Source organism: Mycobacterium sp. NPDC048908 (genome assembly GCF_043197955.1).
In the GTDB taxonomy this organism is placed as follows: domain Bacteria; phylum Actinomycetota; class Actinomycetes; order Mycobacteriales; family Mycobacteriaceae; genus Mycobacterium.
Genome location: NZ_JBICUE010000021.1, coordinates 24,838 through 43,048 on the forward strand (window position 1 = coordinate 24,838; position 18,211 = coordinate 43,048).

The following is an 18,211-nucleotide window of genomic DNA, read 5'->3' on the forward strand; positions in this document are numbered from 1 at the left end:
GACAATGAGGCCATGGCCTCCTATCTGCTGAACGACGCCGCCGTGGCCAAGGCGCGGGCGCTGATCGATGCCCGCCAGTACGTGCTCGACAGCGACTGGGGCGACGCACAGCCGCGGGCAGACGCACAGAACAGCTATTTGCGGTCGCACACCTGGGCCGAATATGCCGAGTGGCACCTTGGCCTGACGGAGGGCGCGTCGGACGAGACCAAGGCGCGATATGCGTTCGTGTACGGGGACTTTCGCCGCATCCACCGCACCGGGCTGATCGCCTGCGTCTACCGGGCGTCCGAGTGGCGGCACAAAGACGTCGAGCTCGCCGCCCACGACCTCCTGCAGTACCTCGACAAGCAGACCGGTCTGGAGCCCACCACCAGGTCGTGACTACGGCCGCAGCATGAACCGCAGGAAGCGGTCCCGAACATCGGGCGGAGCGGCGGGCGCGGAATCCGTCGAGTGCAGCAGCCCGACGCCCGCGGAGAACACCACGAACGCGCGCAGCGCTGCGTCCGCACGGTCGAAGCCGCAATCGAGGAACGCGCGTCGGATGGTGCGCAATATCCGCGCATCGCTCTGCTGGACGCTGGCCAGCACCGCGTCGTCGGTCAGCGCCCACTCCCGCATCGCGCTCTCGAGTCGCCATTGTTCGGGCGCGACCCAGGTCTGCATCATCACGCGCAGGCGATCTCGCGGGTCGACGTCGGGCATCCGCTCGAACTCTCTGCGGTTGCGGTCGCGAAGGCTGCCCCATGCCTTGATCAACTCGTTGCGGTAGGCGGAGGTGTCGGCGAAGTGCCAGTAGAAGCTGCCCTTGGTGACGTGCAGCCGCTCGCACAGCCGGTCCACTCGCAGCCCATTCGGGCCGCCCTCCGCCAGTGCAGCAAATCCGGCGTCGATCCAGTCATCGGCCGTCAGCCGACCGCCAGAGTTACGCGGCGGCGCCATGCGGGCAGCATACGGCGATCCGCTGGGATTGCAATTGACGGCCACGATGATTACGCGGAACAAAGGTGCTGGCAACCGTGACCGCCAGGTAGGGCGCCGCCGCTCTTCGGCTCCTACTCCGGCCCGCCCGGCCGGCGGCGTCAGCGAGATTTCGAGAAATCCCGAGTGCCATGGCGGCGGCCACGGTTGCTGCAGCAGCTAAACCGTACCATACGTCCTGGTACGGAGATGTCATCTCGTTTGCAAGCGGCATGCCGCACAACAGGTTCGACCGATCGGCGCAGTGCGCGCGCGTCGATGCCAGACGTACGGCACGATGGGCGCATGGCCTCTGACGATTTCGATGACAACCCACTGACGCCGGAGGAGGAACTGGACTCCGACGAAGTCCGCAACGACGACGGGGACGAGGTGGTCGATCCTCCCGATGAGTGGATCGAGCCGAAAGACAACGAGACACTCGACGAACGCCTGGCCGAGGAAGTACCTGACGGCACCGACGACGAGGATGACCAGGCACCTACCGATGCGCACGACTCCGACGCGGGCGGCGGCCTGAGGCTGGTCAGCAATTACGAGATCGATCACATCGACGCCGAGACGCACGGCCGCGAGTTCGGTCAGATCGACGGCACGCCCGAGGATGGTGAGTCCTTCTACGACGTCGTCGAGTGAGCCGGGCGTTTAGCGCACAGCCCAGTGGGCAACCGGGGCGGTGTGAGCGCAAACTCTGACCCTGGTTATTCCCCCAATGACGGCGACGGTGTCGGTGACACGCTGAGGCCGACGGAGGCTTTCGACTCCGACGATGTCCGCAACGACGACGGCGACGAGGTTGTCGACCCGCCCGACACATGGCGCGAGGCGGACAAGATCGCCGCGCACGGGGAGGCCCAGGAGTCGCTGGATGACAAGCTCGCCGCCGAGCGGCCGGACATGGCAGCGGCGCCGCCGGACGCCGAGGTGGCGATGGACCGGATCGATCCCGAAAACCACGGCACAGACGAAACGCAGATCAGCGGGACGCCGGAAGACGGCGACTCGTTCTTCCCCGTCGTCGACTGAGCTATTCGGTGCTGGCCTGCAGCACCATCAGCGCCCTGGCGTTGACCGAGACCGTGGCGTTCGCGGTAACCGGCTTGCTCTCGTCGGCCGCCGCGGTGTCAGCGGTGTAGATCACCGGCACCCATGAAGCGCCGAATTTCTCTGCTGGCAGCGTGAATTCGATCGGCTCGTAGTGGGCGTTGAAGAACAGCAGGAACGAGTCGTCGGTGACGCGCTGACCGCGTACGTCGAGGTCGGGGATGCCTTGGCCGTTCAGATATACCGCGACGGACTTGGCGAAGCCGGACTCCCAGTCCTCGTCGCTCATCTCCGATCCGTCAGGCGCGAACCACGCGATGTCGGGCAGCGCGTCGCCGCCGCGCTGGCGCACCGGGCGACCGGAGAAGAAGCGGCGCCTGCGAAACACCGGGTGCGCGGCGCGCAACTCGGATACGGTCCTGGTGAACTCGATCAGTTCGGTGTCGGCGTTGGCCCAGTCGATCCACGACAACTCGTTGTCCTGGCAGTAGACGTTGTTGTTGCCCTGCTGGGTGCGGCCGAGTTCGTCGCCGTGCGCCAACATCGGCACACCCTGCGAAAGCAGAAGCGTGGCAAGGAAGTTGCGCTGCTGGCTGGCCCGTAGCGCATTGATTTCCTTGTCGTCGGTCGGGCCCTCCTCGCCGCAGTTCCACGAGCGGTTGTGGCTCTCACCGTCGCGGTTGTCCTCTTTGTTGGCTTCGTTGTGTTTCTCGTTGTAGGACACCAGGTCCCGCAGCGTGAAGCCGTCGTGAGCGGTGACGAAGTTGATCGATGCGACGGGGCGCCGGCCGGTGTGCTCGTAGAGATCCGATGAGCCGGTGAGCCGGGACGCGAACTCGTCGAGCGTCGCCGACTCGCCCCGCCAATAGTCGCGAACCGTGTCGCGATACTTGCCGTTCCACTCCGTCCACTGCGGCGGAAACCCCCCGACCTGGTAGCCGCCCGGCCCGACGTCCCACGGTTCGGCGATCAGCTTGACCTGGCTGACCGTCGGATCCTGTTGCACCAGTTCGAAAAACGCCGACAGCCGGTCGACATCGTAGAACTCGCGGGCCAACGTCGAGGCCAGGTCGAACCGGAACCCGTCGACGTGCATCTCGGTCACCCAGTAGCGCAGCGAGTCCATGATCAGCTGTAGCGAGTGCGGATGGCCGACGTTGAGGCTGTTGCCGGTGCCGGTGTAGTCCATGTAGTACCGCTTGTCGTCGTCGACCAGTCGGTAGTACGCGGCGTTGTCGATTCCGCGCATCGACAGCGTCGGGCCCATGTGGTTGCCCTCGGCGGTGTGGTTGTAGACCACGTCGAGGATCACCTCGATATCGGCCTCGTGCAGGGCCCGCACCATGGCCTTGAACTCCTGCACCTGGCCGCCGGGATTGGGGCTCGAGCCGTACTTGGAGTCAGGAGCGAAAAAGCCGACCGTGTTGTAGCCCCAATAGTTCGAAAGGCCCTTCTCGACGAGCGTCGAGTCGTTGGCGAAGTGATGCACCGGCATCAGCTCAATTGCGTTGACACCCAATGACTTCAGGTGCTCGATGATCACCGGATGCGCGACGGCGGCGTAGGTGCCGCGGATGTTCTCCGGGATGTCAGGGTGCGTCTGCGTCAGGCCCTTGACGTGCGCCTCGTAAATCACCGTGTCGGCGTACTCATGCCCCGGCGGCCGGTCCACGCCCCAGTCGAAGTACGGGTTGATCACCACGCACTTGGGCACGCAGGCCGCCGAGTCGTCGTCGTTGCGGCTGTCGGGGTCGCCGAAGTTGTAGCTGAACAGCGACTGGCCCCAGTCGAAGGTGCCGTCGATCGCCTTGGCGTACGGGTCGATCAGCAACTTGCTCGGGTTGCACCGCAGGCCGGCGGCGGGATCGTAGGGGCCGTACACGCGGTAGCCGTAGCGCTGGCCGGGTTCGATGTTCGGGATGAACCCGTGCCAGACGAAGCCGTCGACCTCGGGCAGTGTCACCCGGGTTTCGGCTCCATCAGCACTGAACAGGCACAGTTCCACCTTCTCGGCCACCTCGCTGAACAACGCGAAATTGGTTCCCGACCCGTCGTAGGTGGCCCCTAGCGGGTACGCCTTACCTGGCCACACGTCGTATTGCGTGACATCTGGGGTGGCGGCTTGGGTCAAAGTGGCACTCTCCAATGGACGACGTGGATCACCGATATGGCGACGATACGGGGGTGCCCAAACTGAGAGCATCGCAACCAAACCGGTCCGTGCCAACGTGCAGGACATCGGTGCTGGTCGTGCGCGGTGATGTGGCGTCCATCACTGTAGAACCGGCCGCGCGGTGCTGGTGAGCGGCCCGCGTTGCGCAGGCGCCCGACCCGGGCCGGGGTCGGCGAAGAACCTCGCAACTTTCAACGGGCGCCGAGCCGCGCAGCTGGGTGCGCGGTCTAGGCCACCTCGACGCCGACCGCGCGCATGTCCTCGACGGCCTTGGTGGTGGTTTCCGGCGCGACGCCCGCCGTCAGATCGAGCAGCACGCGGGTGATGAAGCCTGCCTTCGCGGCGTCTGCGGCGGTGGCACGCACGCAGTAGTCGGTGGCAACACCTGCGATGTCGACGGCATCGACGTCGCGCTGCCGCAGCCAGTCCGCCAGCGGCGTGCCTTCGGAGTTGACGCCTTCGAAGCCGCTGTAGGCCGCCCGGTAGTTCCCCTTGATGAAGACCTCTTCGACGGCGTCGGTGTCGAGTTCGGGATGAAAGTCGGCACCCGCCGTTCCCGCCACGCAGTGCCGCGGCCACGACACGGTGTAGTCGGGATTCTCGGAGAAGTGGTCGCCGGGATCGATGTGGAAGTCCTTCGTCGCGACGATGTGCGCGTAGTCGGGCTTGCCCGCGAGGAACTCACTGATCCCCCGAGCCACCGCCGCCGCGCCGACCACGGCGAGCGAACCGCCCTCCGCGAAGTCGTTCTGGACGTCGACGATGATCAGTGCCCGCTTCTGTGGTTCTGCTCCTTGCGTGCGCACGGCGACAGCCTATCCGCCGAACAACAGGTACAGCCCGGTGAAGGTGTAGCCGACCATCACCAGCATCATCGCCAACTGCCCGGTCAGCTGATGACCGGCGGGCAGCAGCCGCAGCGCCTTGTCGTGGGCGGCGATGACTGCCGCGATGTGGCCGGCCACCACGCACGCCACCTTGATGGTGGCCAGCAGCGACGGGTGCATCGACAGCACGTAGTGCACCTGCGCGCCGTCGAGACCGAACAGCGCGATGATCGTCTGCTGTCCACGCTCGACCAGATACGTCAGGTAGTGCGCGAACACGTAGCCGATCACGATCGGGATCAGCGAATGCGCCATCTGGCCCGGCAACTCACGGCGGCGCTGCGGGTCCACTCCGCCGGTCGCGCGTGCGGCGAGCCAGAACGTGCCCGCGACCACGCAAGCGAACACCAGCAGCCCTGCGGTCTTCATCAGCGTCGCGGTCGCTGCCGTGTCGGTGTGGCTGTCGACGAAGCCACGCCATTGCGGCGACGCCGAGAAGCTGTCGAACGCAGTCGATCCCAGCAACACCGACAGCACCGCGACGCTGCCCGCGCGCACCGGAAATGAGAGCAGGTGGTCGAACGGGTTGCCGACCGCGATGCGCCCGTCGCTGTTGCGGCGCACAATCGCCGGCCGCGATGCCACCACGCTGTACACCTCGAACGGGTCGGCGCGCGCGCACCAGCGTTCGCCAAAGCTGAACGTGCCCACCAGCATCACGACCACATAAGCCAGCAGCCAGAGTTTGATCGCGCCGAGGGAACCCGGGTCCGGGCTGGCGAGTTCCAGCCAGACGAAGGCGAAAAGCCCGACGACGGCCGGCCAATAACCGACCCGCTCCGGATAGGTCAGGCCCAGCGATCGTCGCCCCAGCAGGCGGTGCACGGTTCTCACGGGCGAGACAACGCGCCACACCGGGCCGATCAGGAGCGACAGCGCCACCAACCCGACCCACAACAACACGTAGAACACGCCGGGCAGCGGGTTGTCGCTGTCCTGCGGTCCGAGCCAGCCCGAGATGGCCACCCAGACCGCGAACGCCAGCGCGGCAAGGCCGACGACCGAGCGCGTCGCGGGCGCGTCGACCATCGTGGTGACCCAGCCCGGCAGCGGACGGCCCGGTCTGCCGGGGTCGAATCGCGGCCGCCGCCAGGCCAGCGCCACCACCGCGAATGTGAACGTCAACGCCCACGCCGCGCCAATCAGCGCATAGCTCAACGGAATTGGTAGATCGGTCGAGCCGCCCAGGCCGTGCGCCAAAACCGCGGTCGACCGATCGCTGATCACTGCACCTGGACGGTTGCGATCGTCTTGTTCAGCTTGTGCAACTCGATGTCCACCTTGCCGGGCAAGTCGACGCTGAATTGGAAGGACTGGTTGGGCTTGGCTTCGACGTTGAAGCTGTGCTCCGGTGTCGAATGCACATGCAATTCGTCGGCGGCGTCGCTGTTGACGCGCACCACGATCTGTTCCTTGACGCTGGCTTGCAGCTGCTCGTTGGTGGGCGTGACCTTGCCTTCCTTGATCGTGACGTCGACGACAAGCCGCGACGGCGGCGCCTGCTCGTTCGACATGTCCGACGGGTTGACCGTCGAGGGCTGGTTGCTGGGTTGCGCACTGCCCGTAGCGTTATCGGAGTTGGTGGATCCGCCGCAGCCAGCGGTGATGAGGGCGGCGGCGGCCACGATCAGAAGGGTCCTGGAAGCTGTCACGGTGAACCATCTTGGCCTGCCGCCCGGGAGTTCTCACCTCGAGGGGCGTCGCCGCGCCGGCGGTCCCTCACCGCGATGTAGATCACCACGCCGGCAACGGCTACGGCGGGAGCGAACGCCGGTATCGCGAGCAGCAACCCGTGATGGGCCAGTATTTCGACGTGCGGCGCTGGTGTCATGCTTGGGCCGTCGGTTGGAGTTCGGCCTTGGTGCCCGAGCCCTCGGTGCGGTTGATCCGGCCCGCACCCCAGCTGAGGCCTCCGATCAGCACCAGCGTGCAGAACAGCACCACCAGACATCCGATCGTCCACAGCACCTCTGGGGTCTGCGGGTTGCGTTCGCGCTGCAGGATCGTGATCTCCGCGACGAACGGCCGCGTGAACGACGCTTCTGCCGGAACTTCCTTGGCGCCGATGCCAGGGTCAGCGGCGAGGAAGATCGGCACTGCCGTCATCGTCTTACCGTCGTGCACCCGCAACAACGTCTTCCAGGTGCCCCAGACTGGCACCGGTTGGGTGCTGCGATAGTGACCGGGCCCGACCTTGTCCATGTTGTCTATGACTCGACCACGCTGGTTGGGCAGATGGCCTTGCCAGGCGAGGACCGACACCCAGTTCGGGTGCTCGCTGACGAAGTCGGGCGGATTGATCCTGGCGTCGACGTTTACCATCCGCTGACCCGCAGGGGCGGGTGCTTCGGTGAGTGTGACTGCCGCCGTGACGTTTTCGGGCACGTGGTAGCGCAATCCGTTGGCCGCCGCGCCGCCGATCGCGACGACAGTCAGCACCACCAGGCCGATGCTGATGGCGCGTGAAGGCAGTCGCTGCGAGGTGACAACCAGACCGAACATCGCGCCGCATGCGCCGGTCAGCACAGCGACGGGAATGGCCATCGCCAACGCCTCCGGCCAGATGCTGCTCGGCCACGGATAGTAGTAGACCGCATCGATCCACAGCGACTCCAGCCAGAGGCCGACCGTGGCGACCCCGAGGCCGCTGACGGCGCCGAAGACCACGGCCCGTTTGACAAGCGGTGTCAGACCGATCAATTCGACCACGATGGCCGGCCCCAGGTAGAGCGCGAACCAGTTGATCGGTGCGCCGAGAACCGGGCCGACCACGAGTGCCACCCCACCCCTGAGCACAATCGCAAGTAAAGCGGCGATGATCGCCGCGCCGCGGCCCATCATGATGCGGGCGCCGACCAAGGCGAAGGCGGCCGCGGCGGCGATCAGCATCGGCTGGAACACCTGACGAAATTGCGCTACGCCGAAGTCGAATTCGATCTGGTAGACCGACATGCCGACGAGGATGCCGCCGAAGCCGAGGTACTGGACGAACTTGATGCCGATGCCGCCGGTCGGGGCGTCGTCGCCCATGGCCTTGAGGCCTTCGTGGTTGAGAAGGATGGCCGACAACGTCGAGAACCCCGCCCCGCCGATCATCATGAGGTGGGTCGGCCCCCACAGCGTGACGTCCTGGCCGAAGATGCGATGCCAGATGTCGTCGAGAGGGAAACCGATCAACGCATACAGCCCGCACCCGGCCATCAGGATGCCGCCGACGGGCGCGTACCAATCCTTGGTGATGCGCACCGCCGACGGACCGGGCTTGTCATACGGCAGCACGCAGGCCATGCAACCGGCGATGAACAACAGGAAGAGCCCGAACAGGATGAAGTAGTGTGCGGGATTAGCCAGCGGCCCCGGGTCGCGGCCCTTGCCGATGTGCAGGCTGACGTCCCAGATGAAGCCGAACAACGCGCAGATCAGCGTCGCGATGAACAGCGCCATCGGCAATGCCACCCATGGCGGCCGCTTGAATCTGCGGGCCGCCCATTCCGCGAGGTTGTTCAGCCAGGTGATCCGGCGCTGCCGGTGGAGGTAGCCGATCCAAAGCAGGCCGAGCGTGACCACGAGCGCGGCCACCGACATTCCGATCACCTGGTCGAGCGCAGCGCCGCCACCCTCGCTTCCCTGCGCTAACAGTGAAACCGTCTCTGAGCTGTGCGAGTTCCCCATTGTCATCCCCACCGGTGAATGTCGTCGGACCGAACTGACTCGTGAGTAATGTTGCCAGAACCACCGTAGGCGAAACCTGCGGTATCAGGTAGCGACCACTTTGATCGTCTCCAGAGTGGTGTCCGCGGCGTCCGGCACGTTCATCCCGGCGGCCAGGCCGGAGCGAAGGTAGTCGATCACCGCGTCGTTGAGTCGCTCACCCGGAACCACCGCAGGTATACCCGGCGGGTACGGCGTGATCTGCTCGGCGCAGATCCGTCCGCCGGCCTTCTCGGCAGGCACGGACTCGACGTTGCCGAAGAACGCCTCGCGCGGCAGTTGCACGTTCTCGAGTTCGATCTCCTTCGGCGAGGGCAGTCGGATCGGGGGCGGGGAGTCGAAGTCGTTGGCGGCCTTGCGCCACCCCCACAGCGCATCCAGTAACCGCTCGCCTGTGGCCTTGTCATCGGCGAACGACATGGTGGCCAGCACCCTGCGGTGATCCGTCATGCCGAGGTCGATCTGCTTGTGCTCGCGCAGCCAGTCGGCGGCCTGATAGCCCGACGTGCCGGTGGCCGAGACGTCCATCAGGATCTGCATGCGGTCCAGGTCATGGGACGCTTCATTGCCGAGAAGTTCGTCGTCGAGCACTTCCACATCGGGAATCAACTCGATGTCGTCGCGCAGCCCACGCACCAATTCCAGTGCGGCGCCGAGCCTTTCGCGGCCGTGTTCGACCATCTGCCGGCGCCAGCCGTCCATCGCGGCGTACACCAGCACGTTCGGGCTGGTGGTCATCAGCAGGTCCGCGCACGCCGACAACCGGTCTTGGTCGACAAGGTCGCCCTGCAGATGGAACACCGAGCCCTGCTCGAATCCTGCACCCATCTTGTGCACGCTGACCACGCAGACGTCCGCGCCCGCGTCCATCGCCCACGTCGGCAGGTCCTCGTGGAACGGCAGGTGGGCACCCCAGGCCTCGTCCACGATCAGCGGCTTGCCGCGCTCGTGGCAGATCTCGGCGATGGCCGACAGATCGGCGCATGTGCCGTACGGGCTGGGACTGACAACCAGGGCGCCTGCGGCGTCCGGGTGACGATCCCAGGCGTCGCGGTAGTCCTGCGGCGACGGAGGATGCGAGATGTGCCGGTCGGCATCCCACCGCGGGGTGATCCAGCGGGGCTGCACGCCGCTGAAGATCAATCCGGCCACGATGGATTTGTGGCTGTCGCGGGGGACCAGCAGGCTTGCGCCGGCTGAGCCCGCAATCCGGCCTGCGCCGGCTGAGCCGGCAATCCGGCATGAGCCGCCACCGGAGACGGCCATCATCGCGGCCTTGACCGACAACGAACTCCCACATGTGGAGAACCACGCGACGTCGGCGCCGACCGCGTCGGCCATCAAGTCCTCGGCCCGCTTCAGGAACTTGTTGCTGGTTCTGCGGTCGTCGAGGCCGCCGCTGGCGAGTAGGTCATCGCGGAATGGATCGAGACCCAGCACCGCCAACACCCGGTCGTCGGCGCCGCGGCCCTGCCTGTGCCCCGGCGGGGTGTAGCCGTATCGGTTGCTCTTGCGATAGTCGACCAGGGCATCGAGGAGCGGAGCCTCGGATTGATCCATGATCGGCGGAGTACCCGGTTTACGGCGTGAGAACCACCTTGACCATGCCGTCTTCCTTCTTCTGGAAGGTTCCGTAGGCTTCGGGCGCCGCAGCGAGGGGAAGCCGGTGGGTGGCGAATTGCTCGACGCCGAGCGGGTCCTCGGCTGTCAGCAACGGCATGATGTCTGGCACCCACTTCTTCACGTTGGCCTGTCCCATGCGCAATTGAATCTGCTTGTCGAACAACGTCATCATGTTGATCGGATCGGCAGCGCCGCCGTAAACCCCGGACAGCGAGACGGTGCCGCCGCGGCGGACGAGAGTGATGGCCGAGTTCAGCGCGGCCAGCCGGTCCACACCGGCCTGCTTCATCACGACCCGGCCCACCGGCGACGGCAGGAAGCCGGCAGCGGTCTGCATCGTCTCGGCGATGGGCGACCCGTGTGCTTCCATGCCGACGGCGTCGATCACCGAGTCCGCGCCGCGGCCGTCGGTGTGGCTCTTGACCACCTCATCGGCGTCGTCGCGGCGCAAATCGATGACCTCCGTGCAGTATTCCCGTGCCCGCGCGAGCCGCTCGTCGACCAGGTCGACACCGATCACCCGGCAGCCCTTGCGATGCGCCGCGATCCGGCACGCCATCGATCCGATCGGGCCGAGACCCAGTACGACCAGCGTGCCGCCGTCCGGCACATCGGCGTACTCGACGGCTTGCCATGCGGTGGGCAGCACGTCGGACAGGTACACATAGCGCTCGTCGGGTCCGTCCTGAGGAACCTTGATGTGGGTGTACTGCGCCTGTGGCACCCTCAGGTATTCGGCCTGGCCGCCCGCCACCTCGCCGTAGAGCTTGGAATAACCGAACAGCGCGGCGCCGGTGCCCTGGTCGCGGTTCTGCGTCGTCTCGCACTGGCTCTGCAGGCCATGGTCGCACATGAAGCAGTGACCGCAGGAGATGTTGAACGGGATGACGACTCGGTCGCCGACGCTCAGCGTCTCCACCTGCTGGCCGACCTCCTCGACGATGCCCATCGCTTCGTGGCCGAGGATGTCGCCAGGGGTCATGAACGCACCGAGCACCTCGTACAGATGCAGATCCGATCCGCAGATGTTGGTGCTCGTGACGCGGATGATCGCATCGGTCGGTTCCTTGATCGCCGGGTCGGGCACCGTGTCGACAGATACCTTCCTGCGTCCTTGCCACGTAACCGCTCGCATGGGCGTCCTCCTCATGAATTCGTGTTCCTCTACGGGCGTGCCCAGCGAGGCGAATGCCAAACCTCGCGTAAGGATGGGAGCGTGGCCGCAAGCGGAACGGTCGTGGAATTGCGGGTGCACGGCGTGTCCGGCGCGCCGCCGGAAGCGCTGTTGGGCTGTCCCGTCGAATTCATCGAACGCACGGCAGGCGGCAACGACGCCGGCTTCTACCGGCGAAAGCCGTGGCTTGACATGATCACCAGTCCCACCGCGCCGAACCAATGGCGCAGAGTGATGGAAGCGTATTCCTGGGGGGCCCTGACATCCGGTCGGGCCAGTCGCGCCCTGTGGCTGCTGTTTCTGCCGTTCATTCTCGTCGACCTCGCGCATTGGATGCTGCCGCCGGCACGCAAGAAGCGTTCCGCGGTCGTCGTGGTGACGCTGCTGCGATTGATCGCGTTGTCGTTCACGTTGACATTGATGCTCGCCTCGGCCGTCGCGGTGATGGACGTAATGGTCTGGCAGTGTGCGAATTTGGACTACTGCAGCGCGGGCCCGCTGACGTTTCTGGCGTCGTGGCACCGCGGCGCGCAACTGGCGCTGGCTGCCGTGCCGTTGATGGCGGTGATGGTCTTGTTGTGGCGACTGGGTTCTGAGGAGACCGGGGTCGACACCGGTGGGCGCACGCCGCCGCCGAGTCCTGCGGTGGTGGAGGGCCAACCGACTCCGTTGACGCAGTCGTCGTTCTGGAATCCGGACGAATCCGTGGTCCGCCTGCGCTACTGCCATGTGACGGCGTGGTCTGCAGGCGTGGCCGCGGTGGCGTTGGCGGCGCCGGTGCGCTACGCGCAGTCGGGTGGCGTCCGAACAGTGAGCGTAGGCCTGCTGGTGGCCAATGCGGTGTTTCTCGGCGTCGCCGTGCTGGCCACCGCATCGAGCAGGGCCACCGCCCGCGGCGGCAGCGGCGTGTACCGGCTGACGAAACCGCTCATGGTGGCGCGGTGGTTGTCGCTGGGACTGCTTGTCGCAACGCTGGTTTGGGTGGCTGTCGCGCAGGTGGCATATCCCCTCGCGCCGACGCACCTTCCCGGCCTGCACGAAGCGATCTACGTTCTGTTCGTGGTACAGGTGGCGCTGCTGCTGGCGCTGTTCGCGTTCACCGCTGTGTCGTTGCGGGGGACTCGGGGCGCGCAGCGGACCAAAGACGACGGCGGCTGGCGGATGACGCTCGGCGGCTTCACCGGGCCGTTCGTGACATTGATCGGATGGCTCATCGGCGGCGGTTTCAGTGTCGGCATCGGGCTGCTGGCCGCCCAGACGTTCGGCAAGGCAGTGTTGTCGACGTCGGCGGCTATCCGCGAAAAGAGCTCGATGACAGGCATTCTCGCGAGGTCGTCGGCCACCCTCGACGGCGAGATCGCGGCCGTGAACGCGGATGCGCCGCTGATTGTGCCGCCGCCGTATGTCTGGGCCTCGGTGGCCACCGTAGCCATAATCGCCGTCGCGGTCGCGATGAGCATCTACGTATATTTCCGAGTCGTCCCCGAGCGGACCGCAGGTGAGTTGCCCGGCGTGCACGCTGACTATCCGGGCCAGAAGGATGCCTGCGAACAGATCAACAGGATCGCCCGCGCGCGGGCGCTCGCGTCGCTGACCGACGTGGGCACCCGAATGGTGGCCGGTATGGCGTTGGTCGCAGTGGCGGCCATCGTCGCGATGATGGTGCTCAATCTGTCGATACCTCAGTTTGATTCGGCCCGCTTCTGGTCGGGCGCGATCTTCAGCTTCAGCGTGTTCATCTCCGTCGCGCTGGCGGCCGGCCTGGTCACCTTGGTGGTGGCGGCGTATCGAATTCGGCAGTTGCGGCGCGTTGTCGCGATCCTGTGGGATGTGGTCACGTTCTGGCCGCGCGCGAATCATCCGCTCACCCCGCCGTCCTACGGTGCGCGCACGGTGTGGGATATTCGGCTGCGGCTGGCCGCGCTGACGGAAATGGCCGGCCCCACTCGCGTGGTCCTGGTGGCCCACAGCCAGGGCACGGTGATCGCGGCGGCGGCACTCCTGCAGGCCAACACCGAGGACGAGCACTACCCGCTGCTGACATTCGGCTCGCCGCTGCGGCGGCTGTACGCGCAGAACTTCCCTGCCTACTTCGGGCCCGAGACGCTTCGGCTCCTGCGGGCGTGGCAGGAGCCGACTCGACAGTGGATCAATCTGTGGGCCCACACCGATCCGATCGGGGCGTGGATCTTCGACCACCAGAACACATCCCCGGCCGCCGCGCAGACACACTGCGTCGACAGCCGCCTGCCCGATGTGCGGTCGATCGACGGCCGACCCGAGCCGGGCGCGCCGATCTGCGGGCACTCCGGATTCTGGACGCGGCAGGAGTACACGGACGCTGTCGAGGCTCTGCAGTCCACGGTGATGCCCGCGCACACCATGCCGGCCGATGACCGCGCGACGGCCGCACCGATGGAAGAGCTGCTATGAAGTTTGTCAACCGGACCGCGGTGGTCACCGGCGGCGCGATCGGGCTCGGCCGCGCATTCGCGAGGGCGTTGGCCGCCGAGGGTGCCTATGTGGTCATCGCCGATACGGACACCGAAACAGCCGAACGCACTGCGGCCGAGATTCTTTCGGCGGGTAGCCGGGCGGTCGCCATTGACTGTGATGTCGCCGACCCCGCACAGGTGGACGCCGCTGTTTCTGTGGCGTCGGGACAGTTCGGCGGCATCGACATCCTGATCAACAACGCGGGTCTGCACTTGACGAAGTACAACCAGCCGTTCGCAGCGTTGTCGCGCAACGATGTTCGCAGGCTGTTCGACGTCAATGTGATGGGCGTCGTCAACGTGACGCTGGCGTGCCGTGACTCGATGCGTGAACGCGGCGGCGGCGTGGTGCTCAACATCTCGTCGATGGCGGGTTACCTGAGCGCAACGCCGTATGCGGTGTCCAAGCTGACTGTCCGGGGCCTGACCGTCGCGTTCGCCACGGAACTGGCGCCTGACCGAATTCGGGTCAACGGGATCGCCCCCGGACTGACGAACACCGAAAGCGCGCTCGCCGACCTGCCGACGTCGTTGATCGACGAGTTCGTGCACAAGCATCAGTTGGTGCACCGTCTCGGCGCGATGGACGACGTGGTGTCCGCGGCGTTGTTCCTGTGCTCCGACGAGGCGTCGTTCATCACCGGGGAGACGCTGAAGGTCAGCGGGGGCTATCCGCTGAACTTCTGATCCGCTCAGCGCCGTCTAGCGATCGGGGTCACTCCACGGCGTCTCCGGCCGGTCCCGGCGCCGGCCGTCGACCATTACATCGACGCGCTCGTCGAAGAAGCAGATCCGATCGCGCACAGGCTCGGCGTCGTGCAGTGGCTCCTGGTAGGCCCACGCCAGGTCGCGGGGGCCATCGGGGATCGAGTAATACGACGCGCGGCCCTTGTATGCGCAGTACGTCGCGGTGTCGCTGCGTTCGAGTCGGGCGGCGACGTCGTCGCGCGGGAGGTAGAACCGGACGGGCAGCAGCGTCTCGAACAGCAGAAGCGGCCGGTCGGACTCCGCGAGCACCCGTCCGTCGAATTCGATGCGGACGTGACGGCTGCTGCGAAGGACGTCGATGCGATGGAAGGGGTCATGCGGGTGGCTCACGACGTGTTCGTCCTCCTCCCGCCATTCGAACGCCGCGAACTCGAGGATCACGTAGTCGGCGAGGTCGGGATCGTCCGGTTGAAACGCCGCCGCGGCGCCGGTCTCCTCGCCTGCGATCACGTCGAATGCGGTGCCCGCGCACGAGTGCGCGTCGAACGGCACCGATGGGTCGAGGATCGGCCGCGAACTGATCGCGGGAAGACGCACGCCGAATTGCTCGTCATCGGCGCCCGACTCGCCGCCCGCGGGCACCAACTGGGCCGACAGCGCCGCGACCGGAACAGCGTAGGTGGGCACCACACGTCGCGGTTCCCAGACAAGCAGCGCTTCGAAGGTGTCAACTACCGGTTCACCGCCGACGCAGGCCCGCACCCGTTTCGCAGTGGGCTGATACCGCAGGGTGTCGAGTTGGCCGGTGAGCAGATCCATCATCCTGACGCCCATCGCGGCCCCCTTTCACTTGCGGGGTGGGCGCAACACGTTCATCGCCAATCGCATTATCGGTTGGGGAACGGAGTCTTTGGCGGAAAGCGCCGCATCGGCTGCCCTGCTGCGCAGCGGGGTGCCGCGGCCGAACCACTTGTTCAGGGGACCGCCGGTGGGTTCGAGGCTGACGTGAAGTGGCGGCTTGCCCACGGCGGCGCCGAGCGCGTTGGAGATCACGACCCGCTGGATCTCGCTGGTGCCTTCGAAGATGGTGTACAGCTTGGCGTCTCGGTACCACTTCTCGACGGGGTGGTCCTTGATGTAACCCCACCCGCCCATGGTCTGGATGGCGCGCTCGGTGGTACGGACGGCCACTTCACTGGCCGCCAGCTTCGCCATCGAACCTTCGCCGCGCTCGAACGGCACGCCTGATGCGGCCATCCAGGACGCCCGCCATGTCAGCAACCGCGCCGCGTCGATGCCGGTGGCCAGATCGGCGAGCGGGAACGAGACGCCCTGGTTGTCGATGATCGGCGCCCCGAACGCTTCCCGCTCGTTGGCATACGCGGTGGCGTATTCCAGTGCGGCCCTTGCTATTCCGAGCGCCTGCGCGGCGACCATCGGCCTGGTCTGTTCGAAAGTGCCCATGGTGGCCGAACCGGAGTTCCTGGCGCCCTCGACGGTCTCTCGGGCCTTGGCCAGCTTGTGCTCGAGCTTGTCTTCGCCACCGAGCAGGTTCTCAGCGGGCACGCGCACACCGTTGAACCGCAATTCGGCGGTGTGTGAGGCGCGGCAACCGAGCTTGTCCAGCTTGCGGACCAATTCCAGGCCCGGGGTGCCGCCCGGCACGATGAAGAGGGCCTGTCCTTTGTGGCCCAGTTCCTGGTCCACGACGGCGTTGACGACGTGCACGTTGGCGATACCGCCGTTGCCGATCCACATCTTGTGGCCGTCGATGATCCAGTCGTCGCCGTCACGGCGGGCCCGGGTGCGCAGATTGCGAACGTCGCTGCCACCTTCGGGCTCCGAGATCGCCAGCGCCGCGAGCTTGAGATCGCCTGGGGTGCCGAAACATTCGGGCGCCCACTGCAGCATTTGTTCAGGCGAGGCGGCCTGGCCGATCGCTGACAGCGCCAGCGCGGGCATGACGATCGCGAGGCCGATGCCCGCGCAACCCCAGAACAGCTCCTCCATGAACATCGGCAGCGACAGCCCGGTCGGGTCACCGATCAGATCGCGGTAGAACAGCGGGCTGTAGAAGCCTTGGACGGCCGCTTCCTCCAGCACCGGCCAGGGGAACTCCTGGCGCTGGTCGTACTCGAGGGCGACAGGACGCACGCATTTCTCGGCGAAGTCATGTGTGCGTCGGGCGAGGTCGTGCTGTGCGGCGGTCGGGGTGATGTCGAAGCTCACCGGTGTCGGGTACCCCGAAGGCCTAGCGTGGTAACCGATGGAGCTCCCGGCGCACGTTCTTCGGCAACGCGACGGCGTGACCTGTGGTCCGACGGTTGCGGTGGTGGCGGGCGCGCTGCTGCGTGACGACGCCGAGCTTTCCGACCCGGACTGGTTCAACGACGAGCAAGCCAGGGTGCACGCCGAGGTGAACCGAGTGTGGCCGCGGCGGCTCGGCACCACGCCGGCCGGTATGGCGCGTGCACTGACCGCGCGGGCATCCGGTGTGCGCTACCGATGGCGGCCGTTCCTCGGCCGCCGCGACACGTTGTCCGACGTCCGGCGAGCGGTCGAGGCGCGTTTGCCGGTCCCGATGTTGATCGGCCGGTTCATCCCGCGGCACTGGGTGCTGATCGTCGAGGCGGTGGGACGGCAGTGGCGGTGCTACGAGCCGTCCTCGGGGACGCTGCGCACCGTGACCGTCGACGCTGTGCGGCGGTCTCGGCTGACTGGGCTGGGCTACCCGCGGCCGTTCGCGTTCGTGGTGCCGAAAGCCTCCACCCGGTCGGCGACGATCTGATCGGCGGGCGCGCTGGACGCTCTCAGGCCCGCCACCACCCCGGCGCGGTTACGTTCGGGTTGGTTCTGCGACATCTTGGCCTTGCCCTCGACCTTCGAGATCACCAGTTCCACGCCGACGATCGCGCGCAGTTGTGCCCTGGTGTAGGTCTGCGGCGCATCGGTGACCTGCCACGGTTCGGCGCGCGATTGTTCGTGCCGATTGGTGAGCCGGGTGACGAGGTCGAGCACCCAATCCGGGTCGTCATGAGCGACGAGCGTGCCGTAGACGTTGAGCACCTCGTAGTTCCACGTCGGGACCACCTTGCCGGTCTCGGCTTTCGTCGCGTAGAAGCCGGGCGAGATGTATCCGTGCGGGCCGGAGAAGAGGGCCACCGACTGCTGGCCGTCGGCCTTCCAGTGCGGATTGGCCCTCGACATGTGGCCGATCACCGAATGCCCCTCGTAGATCAGCGGTAGCGGCGTGACCAGAAACCCCGACGGGCCGTAGGTGACGAGCTGCCCGAACTCGGCCTGCGCGAGCGCGGCCGCGGTCTGCTCATCGGAGAGCGCGAACTGTCGAGGGATGTACATCGCCACTTCAGCGTAGAACGGTTGTCGACCCGAAAACGTTCGAACGTATGAT

At 66.4% G+C, this 18,211-nt stretch carries 18 protein-coding genes; 6 read left to right on the top strand and 12 right to left on the bottom strand.

The window, feature by feature from the left end; all coding sequences use genetic code 11:
* Window positions 1-12: 12 nt before the first annotated feature.
* On the top strand, window positions 13-384 hold the full coding sequence (locus ACGFK1_RS30345; protein ID WP_393438609.1) for a hypothetical protein: 372 nt from the start codon (window positions 13-15) through the stop codon (window positions 382-384).
* Here ACGFK1_RS30345 and ACGFK1_RS30350 read toward each other — a convergent pair whose 3' ends face one another.
* Entirely contained in the window at window positions 385-945 is a 561-nt protein-coding gene (locus ACGFK1_RS30350; protein WP_393438612.1) for a TetR/AcrR family transcriptional regulator, read from the bottom strand. It abuts the gene before it with no gap.
* A 324-nt stretch (window positions 946-1,269) separates the two neighbouring features.
* Between ACGFK1_RS30350 and ACGFK1_RS30355 the strand changes: the two genes are divergently transcribed.
* On the top strand, window positions 1,270-1,620 hold the full coding sequence (locus ACGFK1_RS30355; protein WP_393438615.1) for a hypothetical protein: 351 nt from the start codon (window positions 1,270-1,272) through the stop codon (window positions 1,618-1,620).
* A gap of 42 nt (window positions 1,621-1,662) precedes the next feature.
* Window positions 1,663-2,010 (top strand): hypothetical protein, encoded by a 348-nt coding sequence (locus ACGFK1_RS30360; protein WP_393438618.1) that lies wholly within the window; start codon window positions 1,663-1,665, stop codon window positions 2,008-2,010.
* Window position 2,011: 1 nt separating this feature from the next.
* Here ACGFK1_RS30360 and glgX read toward each other — a convergent pair whose 3' ends face one another.
* The 8 genes from glgX to ACGFK1_RS30400 all read right to left on the bottom strand — a co-directional run bounded on the left by glgX (window position 2,012) and on the right by ACGFK1_RS30400 (window position 11,557).
* Window positions 2,012-4,159, bottom strand: coding sequence for a glycogen debranching protein GlgX (gene glgX, locus ACGFK1_RS30365; protein WP_393438621.1), 2,148 nt, complete (start codon window positions 4,157-4,159; stop codon window positions 2,012-2,014).
* Window positions 4,160-4,428: 269 nt separating this feature from the next.
* Window positions 4,429-5,007, bottom strand: coding sequence for an isochorismatase family protein (locus tag ACGFK1_RS30370; RefSeq protein WP_393438624.1), 579 nt, complete (start codon window positions 5,005-5,007; stop codon window positions 4,429-4,431).
* Window positions 5,008-5,016: 9 nt separating this feature from the next.
* The gene (locus ACGFK1_RS30375; protein WP_393438627.1) at window positions 5,017-6,315 is read right to left on the bottom strand and encodes a hypothetical protein; all 1,299 of its coding nucleotides are present in this window, start codon (window positions 6,313-6,315) and stop codon (window positions 5,017-5,019) included.
* On the bottom strand, window positions 6,312-6,740 hold the full coding sequence (locus ACGFK1_RS30380; protein WP_393438630.1) for a hypothetical protein: 429 nt from the start codon (window positions 6,738-6,740) through the stop codon (window positions 6,312-6,314). Before ACGFK1_RS30380 ends, ACGFK1_RS30375 begins: the two co-directional genes overlap by 4 nt.
* Entirely contained in the window at window positions 6,737-6,919 is a 183-nt protein-coding gene (locus ACGFK1_RS30385; protein ID WP_393438632.1) for a hypothetical protein, read from the bottom strand. The genes ACGFK1_RS30380 and ACGFK1_RS30385 overlap by 4 nt, the downstream gene beginning before the upstream one ends.
* On the bottom strand, window positions 6,916-8,760 hold the full coding sequence (locus ACGFK1_RS30390; RefSeq protein WP_393438635.1) for a hypothetical protein: 1,845 nt from the start codon (window positions 8,758-8,760) through the stop codon (window positions 6,916-6,918). The genes ACGFK1_RS30385 and ACGFK1_RS30390 overlap by 4 nt, the downstream gene beginning before the upstream one ends.
* Window positions 8,761-8,844: 84 nt before the next feature.
* Window positions 8,845-10,359 carry an aminotransferase class I/II-fold pyridoxal phosphate-dependent enzyme gene (locus tag ACGFK1_RS30395; RefSeq protein WP_393438638.1) on the bottom strand — a complete coding sequence of 505 codons (1,515 nt, stop codon included), beginning with the start codon at window positions 10,357-10,359 and terminating at the stop codon, window positions 8,845-8,847.
* Between the two features lie 19 nt (window positions 10,360-10,378).
* Window positions 10,379-11,557, bottom strand: coding sequence for a zinc-dependent alcohol dehydrogenase (locus ACGFK1_RS30400; protein WP_393438641.1), 1,179 nt, complete (start codon window positions 11,555-11,557; stop codon window positions 10,379-10,381).
* Window positions 11,558-11,638: 81 nt separating this feature from the next.
* On the opposite strand from ACGFK1_RS30400, the gene ACGFK1_RS30405 reads away from it, so the two are divergent.
* Window positions 11,639-14,029: a hypothetical protein gene (locus tag ACGFK1_RS30405; RefSeq protein WP_393438644.1), complete on the top strand. Its 2,391-nt coding sequence runs from the start codon at window positions 11,639-11,641 to the stop codon at window positions 14,027-14,029.
* Entirely contained in the window at window positions 14,026-14,778 is a 753-nt protein-coding gene (locus ACGFK1_RS30410; protein WP_393438647.1) for an SDR family NAD(P)-dependent oxidoreductase, read from the top strand. Before ACGFK1_RS30405 ends, ACGFK1_RS30410 begins: the two co-directional genes overlap by 4 nt.
* Window positions 14,779-14,793: 15 nt before the next feature.
* On the opposite strand, the gene ACGFK1_RS30415 is transcribed toward ACGFK1_RS30410, so the two are convergent.
* Both ACGFK1_RS30415 and ACGFK1_RS30420 read right to left on the bottom strand, forming a co-directional pair.
* Window positions 14,794-15,633 carry a DUF427 domain-containing protein gene (locus tag ACGFK1_RS30415; RefSeq protein ID WP_393438650.1) on the bottom strand — a complete coding sequence of 280 codons (840 nt, stop codon included), beginning with the start codon at window positions 15,631-15,633 and terminating at the stop codon, window positions 14,794-14,796.
* A gap of 12 nt (window positions 15,634-15,645) precedes the next feature.
* Window positions 15,646-17,028: an acyl-CoA dehydrogenase family protein gene (locus tag ACGFK1_RS30420; protein ID WP_393438653.1), complete on the bottom strand. Its 1,383-nt coding sequence runs from the start codon at window positions 17,026-17,028 to the stop codon at window positions 15,646-15,648.
* Between the two features lie 37 nt (window positions 17,029-17,065).
* On the opposite strand from ACGFK1_RS30420, the gene ACGFK1_RS30425 reads away from it, so the two are divergent.
* Window positions 17,066-17,587 (top strand): hypothetical protein, encoded by a 522-nt coding sequence (locus tag ACGFK1_RS30425; RefSeq protein ID WP_393438656.1) that lies wholly within the window; start codon window positions 17,066-17,068, stop codon window positions 17,585-17,587.
* Here the strand turns inward: ACGFK1_RS30425 and ACGFK1_RS30430 are convergent.
* The gene (locus ACGFK1_RS30430; RefSeq protein WP_393438659.1) at window positions 17,527-18,159 is read right to left on the bottom strand and encodes an FMN-binding negative transcriptional regulator; all 633 of its coding nucleotides are present in this window, start codon (window positions 18,157-18,159) and stop codon (window positions 17,527-17,529) included. The genes ACGFK1_RS30425 and ACGFK1_RS30430 overlap by 61 nt on opposite strands.
* Between the last annotated feature and the right edge of the window lie 52 nt (window positions 18,160-18,211).

Excerpts from the sequence above, each read along its gene's own strand:
- ACGFK1_RS30345 (WP_393438609.1), top strand. The coding sequence starts at position 13 with ATGGCCTCCTATCTGCTGAACGACGCCGCCGTGGCCAAGGCGCGGGCG.
- ACGFK1_RS30350 (WP_393438612.1), bottom strand. The coding sequence starts at position 945 with ATGGCGCCGCCGCGTAACTCTGGCGGTCGGCTGACGGCCGATGACTGG.
- ACGFK1_RS30355 (WP_393438615.1), top strand. The coding sequence starts at position 1,270 with ATGGCCTCTGACGATTTCGATGACAACCCACTGACGCCGGAGGAGGAA.
- ACGFK1_RS30385 (WP_393438632.1), bottom strand. The coding sequence starts at position 6,919 with ATGACACCAGCGCCGCACGTCGAAATACTGGCCCATCACGGGTTGCTG.
- ACGFK1_RS30390 (WP_393438635.1), bottom strand. The coding sequence starts at position 8,760 with ATGGGGAACTCGCACAGCTCAGAGACGGTTTCACTGTTAGCGCAGGGA.
- ACGFK1_RS30395 (WP_393438638.1), bottom strand. The coding sequence starts at position 10,359 with ATGGATCAATCCGAGGCTCCGCTCCTCGATGCCCTGGTCGACTATCGC.
- ACGFK1_RS30400 (WP_393438641.1), bottom strand. The coding sequence starts at position 11,557 with ATGCGAGCGGTTACGTGGCAAGGACGCAGGAAGGTATCTGTCGACACG.
- ACGFK1_RS30410 (WP_393438647.1), top strand. The coding sequence starts at position 14,026 with ATGAAGTTTGTCAACCGGACCGCGGTGGTCACCGGCGGCGCGATCGGG.
- ACGFK1_RS30415 (WP_393438650.1), bottom strand. The coding sequence starts at position 15,633 with ATGGGCGTCAGGATGATGGATCTGCTCACCGGCCAACTCGACACCCTG.
- ACGFK1_RS30425 (WP_393438656.1), top strand. The coding sequence starts at position 17,066 with ATGGAGCTCCCGGCGCACGTTCTTCGGCAACGCGACGGCGTGACCTGT.
- ACGFK1_RS30430 (WP_393438659.1), bottom strand. The coding sequence starts at position 18,159 with ATGTACATCCCTCGACAGTTCGCGCTCTCCGATGAGCAGACCGCGGCC.